This is a genomic window from Streptococcus oralis, from assembly GCF_003943395.1.
GTDB lineage: Bacteria > Bacillota > Bacilli > Lactobacillales > Streptococcaceae > Streptococcus > Streptococcus oralis_BF.
Genome location: NZ_RJPJ01000003.1, coordinates 1 through 16,612, shown reverse-complemented (window position 1 = coordinate 16,612; position 16,612 = coordinate 1). Strand labels below are relative to the sequence as shown.

The 16,612-nt window shown below is 43.0% G+C and carries 15 protein-coding genes and 1 other RNA gene; 2 read left to right on the top strand and 14 right to left on the bottom strand.

What is annotated here, in order from left to right; all coding sequences use genetic code 11:
• Positions 1–11: 11 nt before the first annotated feature.
• The 13 genes from fni to D8802_RS02715 all read right to left on the bottom strand — a co-directional run bounded on the left by fni (position 12) and on the right by D8802_RS02715 (position 12,683).
• Complete coding sequence (gene fni / locus D8802_RS02775) at positions 12–1,013, bottom strand: type 2 isopentenyl-diphosphate Delta-isomerase (protein WP_125394710.1); 1,002 nt, start codon at positions 1,011–1,013, stop codon at positions 12–14.
• Positions 997–2,004 (bottom strand): phosphomevalonate kinase, encoded by a 1,008-nt coding sequence (locus D8802_RS02770; RefSeq protein ID WP_125394709.1) that lies wholly within the window; start codon positions 2,002–2,004, stop codon positions 997–999. The genes fni and D8802_RS02770 overlap by 17 nt, the downstream gene beginning before the upstream one ends.
• Positions 1,991–2,944 carry a diphosphomevalonate decarboxylase gene (gene mvaD / locus D8802_RS02765; RefSeq protein ID WP_125394708.1) on the bottom strand — a complete coding sequence of 318 codons (954 nt, stop codon included), beginning with the start codon at positions 2,942–2,944 and terminating at the stop codon, positions 1,991–1,993. Before mvaD ends, D8802_RS02770 begins: the two co-directional genes overlap by 14 nt.
• Positions 2,926–3,804 (bottom strand): mevalonate kinase, encoded by an 879-nt coding sequence (gene mvk, locus D8802_RS02760; protein WP_125394707.1) that lies wholly within the window; start codon positions 3,802–3,804, stop codon positions 2,926–2,928. The genes mvaD and mvk overlap by 19 nt, the downstream gene beginning before the upstream one ends.
• Before the next feature lie 117 nt (positions 3,805–3,921).
• Complete coding sequence (gene cbpJ, locus D8802_RS02755; RefSeq protein ID WP_125394706.1) at positions 3,922–4,914, bottom strand: choline-binding protein CbpJ; 993 nt, start codon at positions 4,912–4,914, stop codon at positions 3,922–3,924.
• 18 nt (positions 4,915–4,932) lie between these two features.
• The gene (locus tag D8802_RS02750; RefSeq protein WP_125394705.1) at positions 4,933–6,321 is read right to left on the bottom strand and encodes a trypsin-like peptidase domain-containing protein; all 1,389 of its coding nucleotides are present in this window, start codon (positions 6,319–6,321) and stop codon (positions 4,933–4,935) included.
• A gap of 127 nt (positions 6,322–6,448) precedes the next feature.
• Complete coding sequence (locus D8802_RS02745; RefSeq protein ID WP_125394704.1) at positions 6,449–7,138, bottom strand: response regulator transcription factor; 690 nt, start codon at positions 7,136–7,138, stop codon at positions 6,449–6,451.
• A gap of 11 nt (positions 7,139–7,149) precedes the next feature.
• Positions 7,150–8,574: an NADP-dependent phosphogluconate dehydrogenase gene (gene gndA / locus D8802_RS02740; RefSeq protein ID WP_125394703.1), complete on the bottom strand. Its 1,425-nt coding sequence runs from the start codon at positions 8,572–8,574 to the stop codon at positions 7,150–7,152.
• Positions 8,575–8,649: 75 nt separating this feature from the next.
• On the bottom strand, positions 8,650–10,101 hold the full coding sequence (gene mapZ, locus D8802_RS02735; RefSeq protein WP_125394702.1) for a cell division site-positioning protein MapZ: 1,452 nt from the start codon (positions 10,099–10,101) through the stop codon (positions 8,650–8,652).
• 12 nt (positions 10,102–10,113) lie between these two features.
• A complete protein-coding gene (locus D8802_RS02730) occupies positions 10,114–11,271 on the bottom strand; it encodes a THUMP domain-containing class I SAM-dependent RNA methyltransferase (RefSeq protein WP_125394701.1) in 1,158 nt (385 codons plus the stop codon).
• An 83-nt stretch (positions 11,272–11,354) separates the two neighbouring features.
• An RNA gene (rnpB, locus tag D8802_RS02725) (RNase P RNA component class B) lies at positions 11,355–11,736 on the bottom strand.
• Positions 11,737–11,756: 20 nt separating this feature from the next.
• Complete coding sequence (gpsB, locus tag D8802_RS02720; protein ID WP_000146526.1) at positions 11,757–12,086, bottom strand: cell division regulator GpsB; 330 nt, start codon at positions 12,084–12,086, stop codon at positions 11,757–11,759.
• 69 nt (positions 12,087–12,155) lie between these two features.
• Entirely contained in the window at positions 12,156–12,683 is a 528-nt protein-coding gene (locus D8802_RS02715; RefSeq protein ID WP_125394700.1) for an SLOG family protein, read from the bottom strand.
• 66 nt (positions 12,684–12,749) lie between these two features.
• Between D8802_RS02715 and recU the strand changes: the two genes are divergently transcribed.
• The gene (gene recU, locus D8802_RS02710) at positions 12,750–13,346 is read left to right on the top strand and encodes a Holliday junction resolvase RecU (protein ID WP_125394699.1); all 597 of its coding nucleotides are present in this window, start codon (positions 12,750–12,752) and stop codon (positions 13,344–13,346) included.
• Entirely contained in the window at positions 13,343–15,490 is a 2,148-nt protein-coding gene (gene pbp1a / locus D8802_RS02705; RefSeq protein WP_125394698.1) for a penicillin-binding protein PBP1A, read from the top strand. The genes recU and pbp1a overlap by 4 nt, the downstream gene beginning before the upstream one ends.
• Positions 15,491–15,663: 173 nt before the next feature.
• Here pbp1a and D8802_RS02700 read toward each other — a convergent pair.
• Positions 15,664–16,612 (bottom strand): SIALI-17 repeat-containing surface protein (locus tag D8802_RS02700; RefSeq protein WP_260468397.1); only part of this gene is annotated, 949 nt, incomplete at its 5' end.

The following is a 16,612-nucleotide window of genomic DNA, read 5'->3' as shown; positions in this document are numbered from 1 at the left end:
TCCCGACCTCTTTATTTCTGATCATTCGCTTCTTTTAGTTTCCCATATAGAATGTAGTCTACGTTTTGCAGATCCGCTATGGTGGCACAATTAAGGGCACACATGATCAAACGCAGATCTTCTTTCCATCCTTGGATAATACCAATCACTTCTTCGACCGAGTAGGTTTCAATCAACTCTAGAACGGTACGTGACAGTCCTACAGCCTTGGCACCAAAGACCAAGCACTTAATCATATCAAGAGGATTTCGAACCCCTCCGCTAACCAAGAGCTCGACCTTGTCTTTCCAGTCTTGGGCATTGAGAAGAGCTTGCATAGTAGACTGTCCCCATTGATTGAGGTAATCACGCTGGCCACTGCGACGGTTTTCGATATAGGCAAAGCTAGTACCACCACGACCTGACAGGTCAACGGTTCGAACACCCAGTTCATAGGCTCTCTCGATGGTCTTGGCATCCATTCCAAAACCCACTTCCTTTAAAACGATTGGAACAGGGATCCGCTTGCTATAATCTGCTAGATGCGAATACCAGCTTCTGAACTTCCTTTCTCCCTCAGGCATGAGCAATTCCTGCATGACATTAACATGCACTTGCAGGAGGAGAGGATTCATCGCTTCTACAGTCTGAAGTCCCAACTCGATAGGCTTGTCCAATCCAATATTAGTTCCAAGGAGGAGCTTTGGATGGCTAGATTTGACAGAAAAAGAGTCATCTGTTGGATCTTTGAGGGCTGCGCTATAAGATCCCGTCACAAACAAAATCCCACAGGCTTCTGCCACCTGAGCCAGCTTTTGATTGATTTCTCTCCCCTTATCACTTCCACCCGTCATGGCATTGATATAAAAAGGAAAGTCCCACTTTCGACCTGCAAATTCTGTAGACAAATCAATCTCATCCAGGTCGTAAAGAGGCAGGGAAGAATGAATCAACTCTACCTCATCAAAGCTATTATAGGAACTTTTCTGCTCAAGGGCATAGCGGATGTGCTCGTCCTTACGATTTGTCGTCATGTCCAATCCTTTCTTGGTATAAGAGCTCAATCCCCAGATCGGCCCAGCGATTTTTTAAGGTTTCAGTTGATTGTACATCAAAACTCAAGGCAATCCCACAGTCGCCACCACCAGCACCGCTGCTCTTGGCAACGGCCTGCAAATCTTGACTGGCTTCTTTCAGCTGTCTCAGCGAAGGTGTGTAAATATCTGGGCTCAAGCCTTCTAAAAGTTGACTGGCTGTTTCCAGCTGCTCGATGATTTTTTCTGCCTTCCCCTGCTCCAAGGCTTCTACCAAAGTAGCCACTGTTGCTTTTGAGGAAGTTAAAAAATTCTGGTTTATGTTTTGCTTGATTTGCTGGACCATTTGACTCGATACGGCCACTTCCTTGGTCCATCCCACTAGGAAATCACATTCTAGGCCCGGTTGCACTTGTAAGATAGAAAAACCCCAGTCACGCTCCAAAACTGTCGCCAAGTTTTCTTCTTCCAACCACGCAGCCACCTTTTGTCGATTAAAAGACTGGTAGAGAACCAAATCTTCTGCCACAATACAGGCAAGGTCTCCCATAGAACCATTGTCGCCACGCTTGAGCAAGACCGCGCTAGCCAGCTTGAACAAGAGTTCCTGATCAACTGTAATATCATACAGAGCCAGCAGGGCCTTGATCACCAAAACAACGACGCTACCACTAGAACCCAGACCAAATTTTTTTCCTTCTCGCTCCATTTTTCCTCGGATTTCCAAAGAAATAGGTCGCAAGGTCTGCCCACGATCAGCGAGGAAGTCCCCCATCAAAGTAATCGTTTCTTGAATCAAGCTGTAGTCAGGATTTGGCGTCAAGTCCACTGCGAAATCAAACATATCTGAGTAGATACGGTAGCGATCAGAAAAGGTAATCTCAGCCTTCATATAGATGGGGATGGCCTTTATCAAGGCTAACTGTCCTGGCTCTAAAATAGCATATTCACCTGCCCAGTATAGTTTTCCGCAAGTTTTAACAGCAATCATCTTGGCTCAAATCCTTTGTTTTTGACACAATCAAGCGGTAACGTTGACCGAAGATTTCAGATAAATGCTCCAAGTCTTCTTCTTGACAGAGGACCTTGACATTGGGACCAGCATCCATGGTAAAGTAGCAGGCTTCTCCTTTCTCACGAAGTTGACGGACAAAGTCCATCGCTTCATAAGTTGCATCCGTCAGATATGAAAAGGCTGGACTAGCAGTCTTGGTCGTAGCGTGCATAGCAAGGGCATTTTTCTCCGTTAGTTCCCCAACCTTTGCAAAGTCATTATCTTTGAGATAAACCAGCATCTCCTGATAATCCTTCTCAGACTGGCGTACCCAGTCATCAAAGGTCGTCGAGGTTTCCACACAGAGTTTCATCCCATCACGGCTAGAGATTGGTTTTTTCTTGTCCTCTAGCACCAACATGATCATAGCTAGTTTCAAGTCTGTCTCTACAGGGTAAATCTCTCCACTATCCTTATCCCAGGCACCTAGTGGTCCATAAAAACTGCGAGAGGAAGAACCCGAGGCAAACTTAGCCTCCTGCGCCAACTGGCTCCGATTCAAACCAAGCTGAAAATAAGCATTGCAAGCCTTGACCAGAGCGGACAAACCACTGGAACTTGAGGACAAGCCCGCTGCGGTAGGCATGTTGTTTTGAGTATCGATACGGACAAATCCCTCACCTTCTGGGCGGTAACGGTCAATGATTTTGCTCATCTTGGCATGCTCAGCCTCATTTTGGAGCTGACCATTGATATAAAAGGCATCCGCCGTCGCATGGGCTGGCAGAGGCGAAAAGGTCGTCTCTGTATACATGTTTTCCAAAGTCAGAGAAATACTGCTGGTCGCAGGAACCATCTCTTTCTCTTTTTTCTTTCCCCAATATTTGATAATGGCAATATTTGCGTAGGAACGTACTGTTACAGGCTTTCGATCCATGTCTGAACAGCTCCTTTCTCTTCTAATCGTTTTGCTAGTTCTTGCGCTTGGTCCAGATTGGCTACCAAGGCGATAATGCAGCCTCCTAGTCCACCCCCACTCATCTTGGCACCCAGAGCACCATGACTAAGAGCCGCTTCAACGAGGGAGTCTGCTTCAGGGCTACTGACGCCAATTTCTTTTAGATGTAAATGCGCTTGACTGAGGATTTGTCCCAGTTTTTCAGCATCTTTTTGTCTGATCACCTTTTCTGCCTGCTGGGTCAATTCTCCCAAGGCATGCAAAAACGGCAGAGCATCCTTCCCCTTGCTTTGAACCACTTGGATAGCTTCACGAGTGTGACCATACACGCCCGTGTCAGCAATCACCAAATAGGCAGATAGGTTCATCTCAAGTTCTGTAAAACCAACGTTTTTAATAAAGCGAATGGGCTGGCCACTGAGACAGGTCTTAGCATCCAAACCACTAGGATTCATATGGGCAATCATCTCAGCCCGATTGACCAAGATTTCTAGCACATCGTGAGGCAGGTCGGCTTGATAGTAGTCAAAAACCGCACGAATAGCTGCTATGCTGATAGCCGCTGACGAACCCATCCCCCGTTTTTCAGGGATAGCCGAGTCAATCTCACAGCGAATACAGGCTTCTTTGATATCCAAATACTCCAGCGAAGCATACACTGCCATGGACAAGGTATCCTCCTCATAAAGATGCCATGGACTTTCAGCAGGGACCACCTTACAAGTCACCTCCACCTCTAAGAGAGGCAAGGAAATGGCAGGATAACCGTAAACGACAGCGTGCTCCCCTATTAAAATAATCTTACTATGTGCCTGACCGACACCAACTTTTTTTATCATGTTTTCCTTTAACCAGACGGAAAGACCGTCTCATTTCATACAGTAGTATTTTCTCCTATCTATTTTATTATATTTTTACAAAAAAAGCGATTGTTTCCTTCACAATCGCCTCTTTCATTATTGGACCCATTCGCCATTATAGTTGACGTAGTAGCCATCCACTCTTGTACTAACTGCTAAAGCACCTGAACTATAAGCGTAGTACCATTTGCCATTGACCTGGAACCAGCCTGTCTTCATATCTCCATTACTTGCATGTAAGTAGTACCAAGTCGAACCTTCCTGATACCAGCCAGTCGCCATAGCTCCTGATGAACGGAGATAGTACCACTTGTTACCGACATAAGCCCAACCTGTCTTCATATCTCCATTTTGAGCATCTAGATAATACCAAGTTGAACCTTCTTGATACCAGCTAGTTGCCATTGCACCTGATGAACGGAGATAGTACCATTTATTACCTAGATATTGCCAACCTGTTTGCATAATCCCAGTTGTTGGATCTAGATAGTACCAAGTCGAATCATCGTTTATCCAGCCTGCACGTCTTTCACCACCAATATAGTTTTCTCCATTAATTTCCGTTTTAGCTAGATAATACCAATTAGATTGGTCATAAAGCCAACCTGTCTCTAAAGAATGATTTTGATTAAAGTAATAGTTCGTGTAAAAACTCTTCTCTTCTTTATCTTCCGGATTTGTACGTTTTTCCCCGTACTTTCTTCCAACACTGTCTTTAGTTTTAATCTCTAATGCTTTCCAACCAACAAATTCTTGTAGTACACCATCTTGTCCAAAATAGTACCACTTGTGTTGAAGGCCGATTTCATTAACTGGTTGGTTATCTAATAAATCATCACGATAACCTGTTCCAGGAATTTCTAAGTATTGCCATCCAACTACCATTTCTCCTTTATCACCAAAATAGTAAGTTTTGCCATCTATTTTATGCCAATAGATTGCTTTATGAGCATCTTTTACATAATATTTTCTATTATCCTTATCAACAAACTGTCCACCTGTGGTATCCGCAAAAACAGTATTTGTAGCTAGCAAACCAAAGAAAAATGCTGTCAGTCCAACTTGCATAGTTTTTTTCAAAAGTTTCATTTATTTACTCCTCCAACATTAAATCCACTCACCAGATGAAGCGAAATTATAAACTTTACCATCGATAGTTTGGCTACCTGTTACCATTGCTCCACTTGAATTGAGATAATACCAGTTTCCTCCTACTTTTATCCAACCGGTTTTCATATCTCCATTAGAAGGATCTAGATAGTACCATGTTGAGCCATCTTTGTACCAACCAGTCTTCATGTCTCCATTGCTCTTATCTAAGTAATACCATTTGCCTCGGAGGTATTTCCACCCCGTTGCCATTTCACCAGAGGAATCAAAATAGTACCATTTGCCACGTACATATTTCCAGCTAGTTGCCATTGCGCCAGAAGATTCAAAATAATACCACTCCCCGGATATTTTTTGCCAATCTGTGAGCATCTTACCAGAAGCATCTAGATAGTACCAAGTATCATTTATCTTTTGCCAACCTGTTTGTTTCGTACTATTCTTATAATAATACCAAGTACCACTAATCAATTTCCATCCATCAATAGAATGTCCTTGAATAACAGAATAAATAAATGATAAATTCTGTTCATTTAATTTGACTGCACTATTAACTTGATTATCTTCATCCCCCAAAGTATGCACTCCGACTACACGGTGTCTGGCATCATAAACTGCAGATCCACTTGACCCCTCCAAAGTATCAACTTGATAATCCAAAAAAGTACCATCATCACTTAAAACTTGTTTTTTATCTGTATACATTTGATGAATTTTAAAATCATATGATGGATAACCAGTAATTGTTACAGGTGTTCCCGCCAAATTTTTTTGACTATTGGGAAGCCCCAATGTTCCCAATTTTGCTCCAATAGGCTCCTCTAGAATTAATAGAGCCAAATCATATCTCCATGCGTCCCTAGAATTTAAAGTTCTAAATTCCTTCAAATATCGAACTTCCTTTACTTTGATTTTTCCAAATGGATTTTGATTTGGACTAGCTGCTGGAAGTACGTAAATAGCATCAGCTTCTTTCCCATATTTACGACTGTAGAAATTATGAGCTGCTGTAATTAAAATATTATCTTTAATAAAGTTCGCACTTCCTCTACCTTCTCCGTTGATTCCATTAGCTACACCTTTGTACTCAGACAAAACCATAGCTGAAGTTGAGTATGGATAATGTAAAGTATTATCAATTTTAACCAAATCATCATTACCGATAATTACTTCTGATTGTTTTTGGTAGTATGAACCATAAGTCGGTAAAATCTCAGGAAGTGAAAAATCATTATTTCCTGGACTTTCTTGTAAAGTTTCACTTACCTCATATTCTTCACCAGTACTAGAAATAACAGTCAAAGCAGATACTGTAGATAGCTGACCCGCCAATAAAGTACTAGCAACAATTGAAATACCCAATTTTTTATAAAAAGTTTTCTTCATTAATTTTATCCTCCTCAAAAGGATTGTAACACACCTGTTCGTTCCTGTCAATACAAAGAAAAAAAACGAAAAGACATCTCTTTCTCCATTTGAAAAAAGCAGTTCCAAATGAACTGCAACTGCTTTTCTATTCTTGCATGGTGTAACCAACACCACGCACGGTTTTAATGTAGCTTTTTTGACCTTTTACATCAAGCTTGCTACGTAGATAACGGATATAAACATCCACGATATTGGTTTCTGTCGCACTTTCGTACTTCCAAACACTTTCCAACAACTGCTCACGAGTCAAGACCTTCTTGCTTCCCATGAGAGTGGCCAAAAGGTCATACTCACGGCGCGTCAGAGCAATCATCTCCTCGCCACGATAAACGGTATGATGTTCTACATCCATACGCAAATTGCGGTAAGACGTTGGGACCTTCATCTGACTACAGTGTTGGTCGATAAAGTCCCGACCTCGGAAAATCGCTGAAATACGAGCCACCAGCTGATCAATAATCACTGGCTTATAGATGTAAGAAACGGCGAAGCGCTGGATTGTCTCAATCTGGTCTTGCAATTCTTCGCGATGGTCCAAGACCATGATAACTGAGGCTGGTTTTGTCCGACTCAGCCTCTCTGCAAAATCCTGGGCCGTCATACCCCCCAGACGAGCATTCAGTAAAGTCAAGTCATAGTCCGTCTGGAGAGCCATGGAGAGGGCTTTTTGCCCCTCCTCTACCAAATCGACTCGGTATTGCTCTTTTTGGAGTTCCAGACTGAGAAAATGAGCGAGATTTCGTTCTTTCTCAAGTAATAAAATCCGTTTCCCCATGGCAGACCTACTTATTTTTCATCATACCAAGAGTAGTGGAAGGTTCCTTCTTTGTCTTTACGTTTGTAAGTGTGGGCACCAAAGTAGTCACGTTGCGCTTGGATCAAGTTAGCTGGAAGGTCAGCTGAACGGTAGCTATCAAAGTAAGTAATAGCTGCTGAGAAGGTTGGTACTGGTACACCAGCTTGAACAGCAAGAGCTACGATATCACGCACTGCTTGTTGGTACTTAGCAGTAACATCCAAGAAGTACTCATCCAAGAGAAGGTTTGCAAGGTCTGCATCACGGTTGTAGGCATCTGTGATCTTTTGCAAGAAACGAGAACGGATGATACAACCATCACGCCAGATAGATGCGATGTCCGCAAATGGCAAGTTCCAGTTATTTTCTTTAGAAGCCACACGCAATTGAGCAAAACCTTGCGCGTATGAGATGATTTTTGAGAAGTAAAGAGCTTGACGGATCTTTTCGATCAACTCAGCCTTATCACCTTCAAATTTGAAGGCAGCTGGTTTTGGAAGAACCTTGCTAGCATGTACACGCTCTTCTTTGTATGTAGAGATGTAACGTGCAAATACTGATTCAGTGATGAGTGACAATGGCACACCAAGGTCAAGTGCTGATTGACTAGTCCATTTACCAGTTCCCTTGTTGCCTGCAGCATCGAGGATGTAGTCTACGATTGGTCCATCCTGACCTTCATCGTCTTTACGGCTCAAGATATCAGCTGTGATTTCAATCAAGTAGCTGTCCAATTCACCCTTGTTCCACTCAGTAAAGATTTCGGCCATGTCTTCTGCAGAAAGGCCTAGCAAGTGTTGCATCAAGTCATAGCTTTCTGCGATCAATTGCATGTCACCATACTCGATACCGTTGTGGACCATTTTCACATAGTGACCAGCTCCATCAGGACCGATGTAAGTCACACATGGTTTGCCATCTTCTGGTGCTTTAGCTGAGATTTCTTCAAGAACATCCGCCACCAATTCGTAGGCTTCTTTTTGTCCACCAGGCATGATAGAAGGACCTTCAAGGGCACCTTTTTCACCACCAGAAACCCCAGTACCGATAAAGTTGATGCCTGAGTTTGCTAATTCTTCATTACGACGGATAGTATCTTTGTAGAAAGTGTTTCCTCCGTCAATCAAGATATCACCCTTGTCAAGGTGTGGAAGAAGGGCTTGGATAGTCGCATCTGTACCAGGTCCAGCCTGAACCATGAGCATGATACGACGAGGTTTTTCGATAGATTGAACGAAAGACTCTACATCGTAGCTTGGAACAAATTTCTTTTCTGGATGGCAAGCAATTACGTCTTCTGTTTTTTCTTTACTACGGTTGTAAATGGCAACTGTATAGCCACGAGATTCGATATTTAGGGCAAGGTTACGACCCATTACGGCCATACCAACGACACCAAAGTTAGCTTTTGTCATGTGACACTCCTCTTGTTTAATATGTTTTATTTTATCATTTTTACCTATGAAAGGAAAGAATTTTGTAACGGGCTCCTAGTAGTCCAAGTCATCCGCGTGACCAGCTCCATTACCGACAAAGTATCCAGTCTTACAGTTGAGGGTGAAGAGATAGGTTCCATCTGGTTTATAGAGGTTGTAATAACCATTTCCGTTTACGATATTGACACGTTCTAGGATATATTGATTACCAGTGATATAGCCACGAGCACGTGATGTTGCTAGGATTTGTTCCAAAACACCATCGGCAAAATTCCAGGCAGGGTTGTTGCTATCGTCTACAGCAGATTGGTTGTACGGTACACGACTAGCACTTCTTTGAAGATTGACACCATCGCTAGACAAACCTCCACTTTCTGGTCTGCTGGCAGGTGCTGAACTTGATGAAGCAGACGAACTGCTCGTACTGCTATCAGTCGTTGTACTTGAACTTTCCTGACTACTGCTACTTGAACTTGAACTAGAGGCGCTTGTTTGCTGGCTCTTACCCAGGCTAATGGCCTTATCTAACAGTTTGTCTAGCTCTGTATTTCCTGTTTTAATTTCTGTAAATTTAGCGTCTGCCTTGACCTTTGCATTGGTATCCAAGACACCATCAGTAATTGCTGGAGTTTCAAACTGATTATTCACTTCTTGCACAGCCTTGATTTGAGTTTCTAAACTATCATACTTAGACTTGGCAAGGGTATACTCTCGACTGCCTTCGAGTTTATCTAGCTGAGCCTTGAGTTGGTTCAACTTGTCAAACTGACTATTTTTCAAGGCTGTTTTATTAGCATCCGTATAAAAGGCATCGTAGAGGGCATTAAACTCTTGTAGGGCTGTTTGTGTTTCTTGATTACTAGAAGAAGACTGGGAAGACTGGATGGCTTGGTTGGAGCGATTTACTTGACGATAGATATAGTAACTACCTGCCAAGATAAGGGCTGCTGCCAAGGCTGAACCGATAACAAACACGCGCTTCTTTTTAGAATTAGAAACTGTTTCTGATTCTGCCTGAGCTGAGCGTGAAAGTAGAGCCGTCTCTTCCTCTTCTTTCTCATCAGCAACCTCTGCTGGCGTTTGCTTTTCCAACACAAGCGGTTCCAAGTCTTGATTTTCTTCTCCCAAAGGAGGCAAAATCACATCCGAGCTTGTAGTTTCCACTGAGTCTGACACCGTTTCTTCTGAAACTGTCTCGGGTTCCTCTATGATTGGTGCCGACTCTTCAGTGATTTCTGAGACTTCCTGTGTCGTCAATTCTTCTTGAGCCTGAGCTTCCTGCAGTTCTTCTTTTTTAAATTGACGTGTTTCAAACTTGTCCGCCTCGATTTCCTCGCGGTGCTGTTTGATGTATTTATCCAAGATATTGTCCTCAGGCAATACTCCAGCTTCAACTTCTTCATTTTTACGGATGACTTGACCAACTGTCAGATCTTTCGCCTCGTCAAAATCAAATTTGGATTCTTGATGCTCTTTTTTATGACGATTGTGTCTTTTTTTACTCATCTGTCTTCCTTTCTACTTTACCTCTTGGCGCTTCTCACGCTGACCAAAGTATTGATACAAATCCACTTTTAAGGTTCCGTTATAAAGTTTGCGCTTTTTATCCGCTGGGCTTCCGTACTTACTTTCAAAAGCTTCGTCACTCGTCAGGATAAATTTGCTCCAGGTTTTCAACGGCGCAAAGACCTGCCCCATTTCTGCATAGAGCTTTGTAACTCCTGCATCATCAGACAAGCGCTCCCCATATGGTGGATTGGAAATGATAACGCCATTGATCTTGTCTGAGCGCAAGTCCTGTACCCGCATTTGTTTAAAAGTGATATCACCTGCGACGCCTGCTGCTTGAGCATTTGCCTTGGCAATTTCCACCATACGAGCGTCTATATCACAACCCATAATATCCAATTCTATCTCACGATCGATTTTCTTAGCAGCCTCTGTGCGAACTTCTTGGATTAACCGATCGCTAACCCAGTTCCATTCCTCAAAAGCAAAGGAACGGCGAAGCCCCGGCGCCATCTTTCTAGCCATCATAGCCGCCTCGATACAGAAAGTTCCTGAACCACAGGTCGGATCGATCAAGGGCTTGTCTGGATACCAGTTAGAGAGTTGTAAAATGGCTGCTGCCATATTTTCCTTGATAGGAGCTCCACCCTTTTCCGTACGATAACCACGTTTAAAGAGGCTAGAACCTGTCGTGTCAATCATGACAGTTGCTACATCCTTAAGGATGGACACCTCAATCTTAAATTCGGGACCAGTTTCCATCAAGGGAACACCTTCTGGGCGGGCATAGTGTTTTTGTAATTTCTTCACAACAGCCTTCTTGGAAATAGCCTGAACACTAGGCTCGTTATGAAGTTTTGACTTTACACATTTGGCCTTGGAAATCGGAAAACGCGCCCCAAGCGGGAGATAGTTTTCCCAATCCAGAGCAAAAACTCCTTGGAAAAGCTCTTCAAAGGTCTTAGCCGGAAAGCTTCCAACTACAATCTTGATACGGTCAGCTGCGCGAAGCCACAGATTGGTCTCAATAATTGCCCGCACATCTCCTTGAAAACGGACACGCCCATTTTCAACTTGGCAATCATAACCAAGATCTCGCACCTCACGTCCAACGACAGCCTCTAGCCCCGCCGCAGCAGTTGCGATTAAATTAAATTGTTCTTTCATTTCTAGTCTTGCAAGACCTTTCTCTTGTTCACTTTAAAAAATGAGGTTGAGAAAAAATTCTCAGCCCCAACCTATATGCAATTTTCTATAAGCCATGTTTTGTTCCAGAAGTGACTAGGACCACTTCCTTCGATAATCATCTGTCTACCGCTAACAGCCTATAACTGATAGCAGTCAGAGTACTACGTTCGTTTCCGTGCACTCCATGCCCCGACCAAAATTTGGGTTGCTAGCTTGAGGGGTTTACCGCGTTCCACTCTCTCCGTTTCCGAAAAGACTCCGTCACTGTGGCACTTTCAAGCCTACTCTGACCTATCCGAAGACTTAGCCATTTCAACTGCCGTAACGATCTCTCGTCCCTAGGCTTATGGATTCGCCTAGCACAAACACTACAGGCATCACAGCCTGTGCTAGCATGGACTTTCCTCATGAAAAGAGATTCTCTTCACGCGATTATCCAAAAATTGCATCTAATAGACACCTAATTATAACTCAGAATTGTCTACGATTTGCTTACCGAATACTTCTTTTTCAAGTCGATTCAATCGTTTCAAAATATCAAAATTTGTCATTGGAGTAGAACTTGTTACTTCGATAGAACTTTGTTGAGTAGAACTTGCCTGTGGCTTGTTAGACAATTCCTCCTTCAAATCAGCAATCTCCTGACGAAGAGATTTGACCAAGGCTGCGTAAGTCTCATAATCCTTGATCACATCATCTAGGAACTCGTCTACCTCTGCCTTACTATATCCGCGAACTTCACGTCCAAACTCTTGTTCAAAAATATCTTTTGCTGAAAAAATAATACTTGCCATTTCTCTCTCCATTCTTGATTGTTATTCTTATTATATAAAAAAAGACAAATAAAAATCAAGGTCAAAGCCTCACTTTTCGGAAAAATTTTCCACTATTTCGTTCAGATCCTCAAATGTTAATCTTTTTGTAACATAGCCTTCTTGATTTTTCATCATCTGGTAAAAATACTGTAACTTGGTTTCATTTTCTTCGTCATAAAACAGGTAGCATCCATCCGTATTTTCCAGCAGAAATTTCTGATAATCACGTAGTTGCTCCTTGTGCTCATATTGTGGATAGGCATATTTGACAAAGTCAACCTGCTTAAACTCACTGAGTTTGATTTGATTGGCTTCATTCCAGTTACTACCATGGGTTTCAAAATCGAAAATGGTCGCCAGCTGAAATCCATAGTCTGCTTTCATATCCTGTGCCACTTGAAGCACCCAGTACTCAAAGCCCAGAGTCCCTGTAAAGACAAGCCAGGTCACCCCTTCTTCTGCTAGACGTTCTAGGTCTCTCCGAATGGCTGTTTTGATAATATCAACGCGAATATCTTTGTCATTAAAGAGACCAAGGTCGAAGGCTGAATAGCCTAAAATCAAGGCTGTTGTCATTTTTAACCCTTTCTTTGTAAATTTATGATATAATAGAGTGATGTTATTGTACCAATAAGGAGAATTATGGTCAACTATCCACATAAACTTTCATCACAGAAGAGACAAGCGCCCCCGTCACAAACTAAAAATTTCGCAAATCGGGGAATGTCTTTTGAAAAGATGATCAACGCTACGAACGACTACTATTTGTCACATGGGTTAGCAGTTATTCACAAGAAACCGACTCCCATCCAAATCGTACGTGTCGACTATCCCCAACGAAGTCGAGCCAAGATCATTGAAGCCTACTTTAGACAGGCCTCAACGACTGACTATTCAGGGGTTTATGATGGATATTACATCGACTTTGAAGCAAAGGAAACCAGGCAAAAACATGCGATTCCGATGAAGAATTTTCATCTCCATCAGATCCAGCATATGGAACAAGTTCTTGCCCAGCAAGGAATCTGCTTTGTCCTCCTTCACTTTTCTTCTCAGCAAGAAACCTACTTATTGCCAGCCATTGACTTGATTCGTTTCTATCATCAAGATAGAGGACAAAAGTCAATGCCACTTGGATATATTCGAGAAAATGGATATAGGATTGAGCCTGGTGCCTTTCCACAGATTCCCTATCTCGACGTTATCAAAGAACATTTACTAGGTGGTAAAATAAGATGAACAAACAAACTTTCCTGCGAATAGCTAAGTATGTCAGTATCTGTCTCTTAACTGTATTTATCGCAGCAGTTGTGCTAGGCGGAGGACTCTTCCTCTACTATGTCAGCAAGGCTCCAGCCCTATCCGAAAGCAAGCTAGTCGCAACGACTTCTAGTAAGATTTATGACAGCAATGATGAGCTTATTGCTGATCTGGGTTCTGAGCGCCGTGTCAATGCACAGGCTAATGAAATCCCTACGGAGTTGGTCAATGCAATTGTCTCTATTGAAGATCATCGTTTCTTCAGTCACCGAGGAGTAGATACGATTCGTATCCTCGGTGCTTCCTTACGAAATCTTCGAGGTGGTGGTGGCCTTCAGGGTGGTTCTACCTTGACACAGCAGTTGATTAAGCTGACCTATTTCTCTACATCAACTTCTGATCAGACCCTTTCTCGTAAGGCACAGGAAGCCTGGTTAGCCTTTCAGCTAGAACAAAAAGCAACCAAACAAGAGATCCTAACTTACTACATCAACAAGGTCTATATGTCCAACGGAAATTACGGAATGCAAACGGCAGCCCAAAACTACTATGGTAAAGACCTCAAAGATTTAAGTCTACCTCAATTGGCTCTCCTAGCTGGAATGCCCCAGGCTCCAAATCAGTATGATCCCTACTCTCATCCAGAAGCGGCACAAGAACGCCGAGATCTGGTTCTCTCCGAGATGAAGGGACAAGGTTATATTAAAGCCGAACAATACGAAAAAGCCATTAACACTCCTATTACAGACGGACTTCAAAGTCTAAAATCTGCTAATAGCTATCCTCCGTATATGGACAATTACCTCAAAGAAGTGATTGACCAAGTCGAACAAGAAACAGGCTACAATCTTTTGACAACGGGAATGGAAGTTTATACCAATGTTGATCCTAAAGTCCAACAACGTCTCTGGGATATCTACAATACCGACGAATATGTTAATTACCCAGATGATGAATTGCAAGTGGCTTCAACTATCGTAGATGTGACAAACGGGAAAGTCATCGCTCAATTAGGTGCCCGTCACCAATCAAGCAATGTTTCCTTCGGTATAAACCAAGCTGTCGAAACCAACCGTGACTGGGGTTCAACCATGAAACCCATCACAGATTACGCGCCAGCCTTGGAGTATGACATCTACGACTCAACTGCTGCTATCGTTCATGACGTACCTTATAACTATCCTGGGACCAACACCCCTGTCTACAACTGGGATAAGAGTTACTTTGGAAACATCACGTTACAGTATGCTCTTCAACAATCACGGAACGTTACAGCTGTAGAAACTTTGAATAAAGTCGGTTTGGATAGAGCCAAGACCTTCCTAAATGGACTCGGTATTGACTACCCAGATATGCACTATGCCAACGCGATTTCAAGTAACACAACCGAATCTAACAAAAAGTATGGAGCAAGCAGTGAAAAAATGGCCGCAGCCTATGCTGCTTTTGCAAACGGTGGTATCTACCGTAAACCGATGTATGTTAACAAAGTCGTCTTTAGTGACGGTAGCTCAAAAGAATTCTCTGACCCTGGTACTCGGGCAATGAAAGAAACTACTGCCTACATGATGACAGAAATGATGAAAACGGTCCTAACCTACGGAACTGGTCGTGGTGCCTACCTATCATGGCTACCACAAGCTGGTAAGACTGGTACATCAAACTATACAGATGACGAGATTGAAAAATACATTAAGAACTCTGGTTATATAGCTCCAGACGAAATGTTTGTCGGCTATACACGTAAATATTCAATGGCTGTCTGGACCGGTTATTCTAATCGCCTCACTCCTATCGTTGGTGACGGTTTCTATGTTGCGGCTAAGGTCTACCGTTCGATGATGACCTATCTCTCAACTGATGATCATCCAGGAGATTGGACCATGCCTGAAGGTCTTTACAGAAGCGGGGAATTTGTCTTTAAGAATGGAGCACGCAATACGTGGACCCCTTCATCATCTACTCAACAAAGTTCCACATCTGAAAGTTCTAACTCAACATCTGAGAGTTCGACTTCTCAGTCAAGTTCAACTACTCCAAGCACAAGTCAAACGCAGACGATTCCTCAACAATCAGGAACTACACCTGCTGAGCAAAACCAACCAAGTCAAACGCAACAATAAGCAAAATCCTGAGAATTTTACTTCTCAGGATTTTTATTCTTTATAGCTCAATAGTTTATCCCAACAGCACCATAACTCTTTTGATAGTTTCTCTAACTATTATAGAGGTTATGGTGCTGTCTCTTCACTTTCTCTTGATGTTAAAATTTGTCAAAAACAAAGGTAATCAGAAGCTATTCCTTTTTCCCTTTCGCTATAAAGATAGCAGATAAAGCTAGGCTAACACCTGCTAAGAAGATAGCTGTATCTGACTGACTTTCTCCTGTTGCTGGCAAGCTTTGTTTAGCCGTTTCTTGTTTAATATCTGGAGTATTACCTTCATCTGAAGCAAGCAGACTAAGTTTAAACTCAGGTTTTTCAACTGTCGGTGCTGGTTGGTCTCCTGCTGTTCCAAGCGGACCTGTGTACTCTGGTACTTCATGTACTGCTGCTTCTACCGCGTTCACACCACCTGTAAACTCTCGTTTCTCAACTATCGGTGCTGGCTGATCTCCTACTGTACCAAGCGGACCTGTGTACTCTGGTACTTCATGTACTGCTGCTTCTACCGCGTTCACACCACCTGTAAACTCTAGTTTCTCAACTGTCGGTGCTGGTTGGTCTCCTGCTGTTCCAAGTGGACCTGTGTACTCTGGTACTTCATGTACTGCTGCTTCTACCGCGTTCACACCACCTGTAAACTCTAGTTTCTCAACTGTCGGTGCTGGTTGGTCTCCTGCTGTTCCAAGTGGACCTGTGTACTCTGGTACTTCATGTACTGCTGCTTCTACCGCGTTCACACCACCTGTAAACTCTAGTTTCTCAACTATCGGTGCCGGCTGATCTCCTGCTGTTCCAAGTGGACCTGTGTACTCTGGTACTCCATGCACTGCTGCCTCATCCGCATTGACACCACCTGTGAATTCAGGAACCTCAAGAACGGGTGCTGGTTCTTCACCCTTGCTTGATTGAACCGGTTCTTCTGTTAATTCTTGATGGAAGCTTGCCAATTCATAAAACTCAGCCTTGCCACCTTCCCAGACTAATTTGACGTCTAGAAGAGAGCCACCATTTCGGATAGCGAAGGTTTGGAGACTAGATGTAATGGCACCAAGATCTGTCCAACTGTCTTGGCCATCCTTG

What these genes read in the sequence shown, in the direction of transcription:
- mvaD (WP_125394708.1), bottom strand. Translation starts at nt 2,944, where the DNA reads ATGGATCGAAAGCCTGTAACAGTACGTTCCTACGCAAATATTGCCATT.
- D8802_RS02730 (WP_125394701.1), bottom strand. Translation starts at nt 11,271, where the DNA reads ATGAAAGAACAATTTAATTTAATCGCAACTGCTGCGGCGGGGCTAGAG.
- gndA (WP_125394703.1), bottom strand. Translation starts at nt 8,574, where the DNA reads ATGACAAAAGCTAACTTTGGTGTCGTTGGTATGGCCGTAATGGGTCGT.
- cbpJ (WP_125394706.1), bottom strand. Translation starts at nt 4,914, where the DNA reads ATGAAACTTTTGAAAAAAACTATGCAAGTTGGACTGACAGCATTTTTC.
- D8802_RS02745 (WP_125394704.1), bottom strand. Translation starts at nt 7,138, where the DNA reads ATGGGGAAACGGATTTTATTACTTGAGAAAGAACGAAATCTCGCTCAT.
- mvk (WP_125394707.1), bottom strand. Translation starts at nt 3,804, where the DNA reads ATGATAAAAAAAGTTGGTGTCGGTCAGGCACATAGTAAGATTATTTTA.
- D8802_RS02715 (WP_125394700.1), bottom strand. Translation starts at nt 12,683, where the DNA reads ATGACAACAGCCTTGATTTTAGGCTATTCAGCCTTCGACCTTGGTCTC.
- recU (WP_125394699.1), top strand. Translation starts at nt 12,750, where the DNA reads ATGGTCAACTATCCACATAAACTTTCATCACAGAAGAGACAAGCGCCC.
- D8802_RS02750 (WP_125394705.1), bottom strand. Translation starts at nt 6,321, where the DNA reads ATGAAGAAAACTTTTTATAAAAAATTGGGTATTTCAATTGTTGCTAGT.
- fni (WP_125394710.1), bottom strand. Translation starts at nt 1,013, where the DNA reads ATGACGACAAATCGTAAGGACGAGCACATCCGCTATGCCCTTGAGCAG.
- gpsB (WP_000146526.1), bottom strand. Translation starts at nt 12,086, where the DNA reads ATGGCAAGTATTATTTTTTCAGCAAAAGATATTTTTGAACAAGAGTTT.
- mapZ (WP_125394702.1), bottom strand. Translation starts at nt 10,101, where the DNA reads ATGAGTAAAAAAAGACACAATCGTCATAAAAAAGAGCATCAAGAATCC.
- pbp1a (WP_125394698.1), top strand. Translation starts at nt 13,343, where the DNA reads ATGAACAAACAAACTTTCCTGCGAATAGCTAAGTATGTCAGTATCTGT.
- D8802_RS02770 (WP_125394709.1), bottom strand. Translation starts at nt 2,004, where the DNA reads ATGATTGCTGTTAAAACTTGCGGAAAACTATACTGGGCAGGTGAATAT.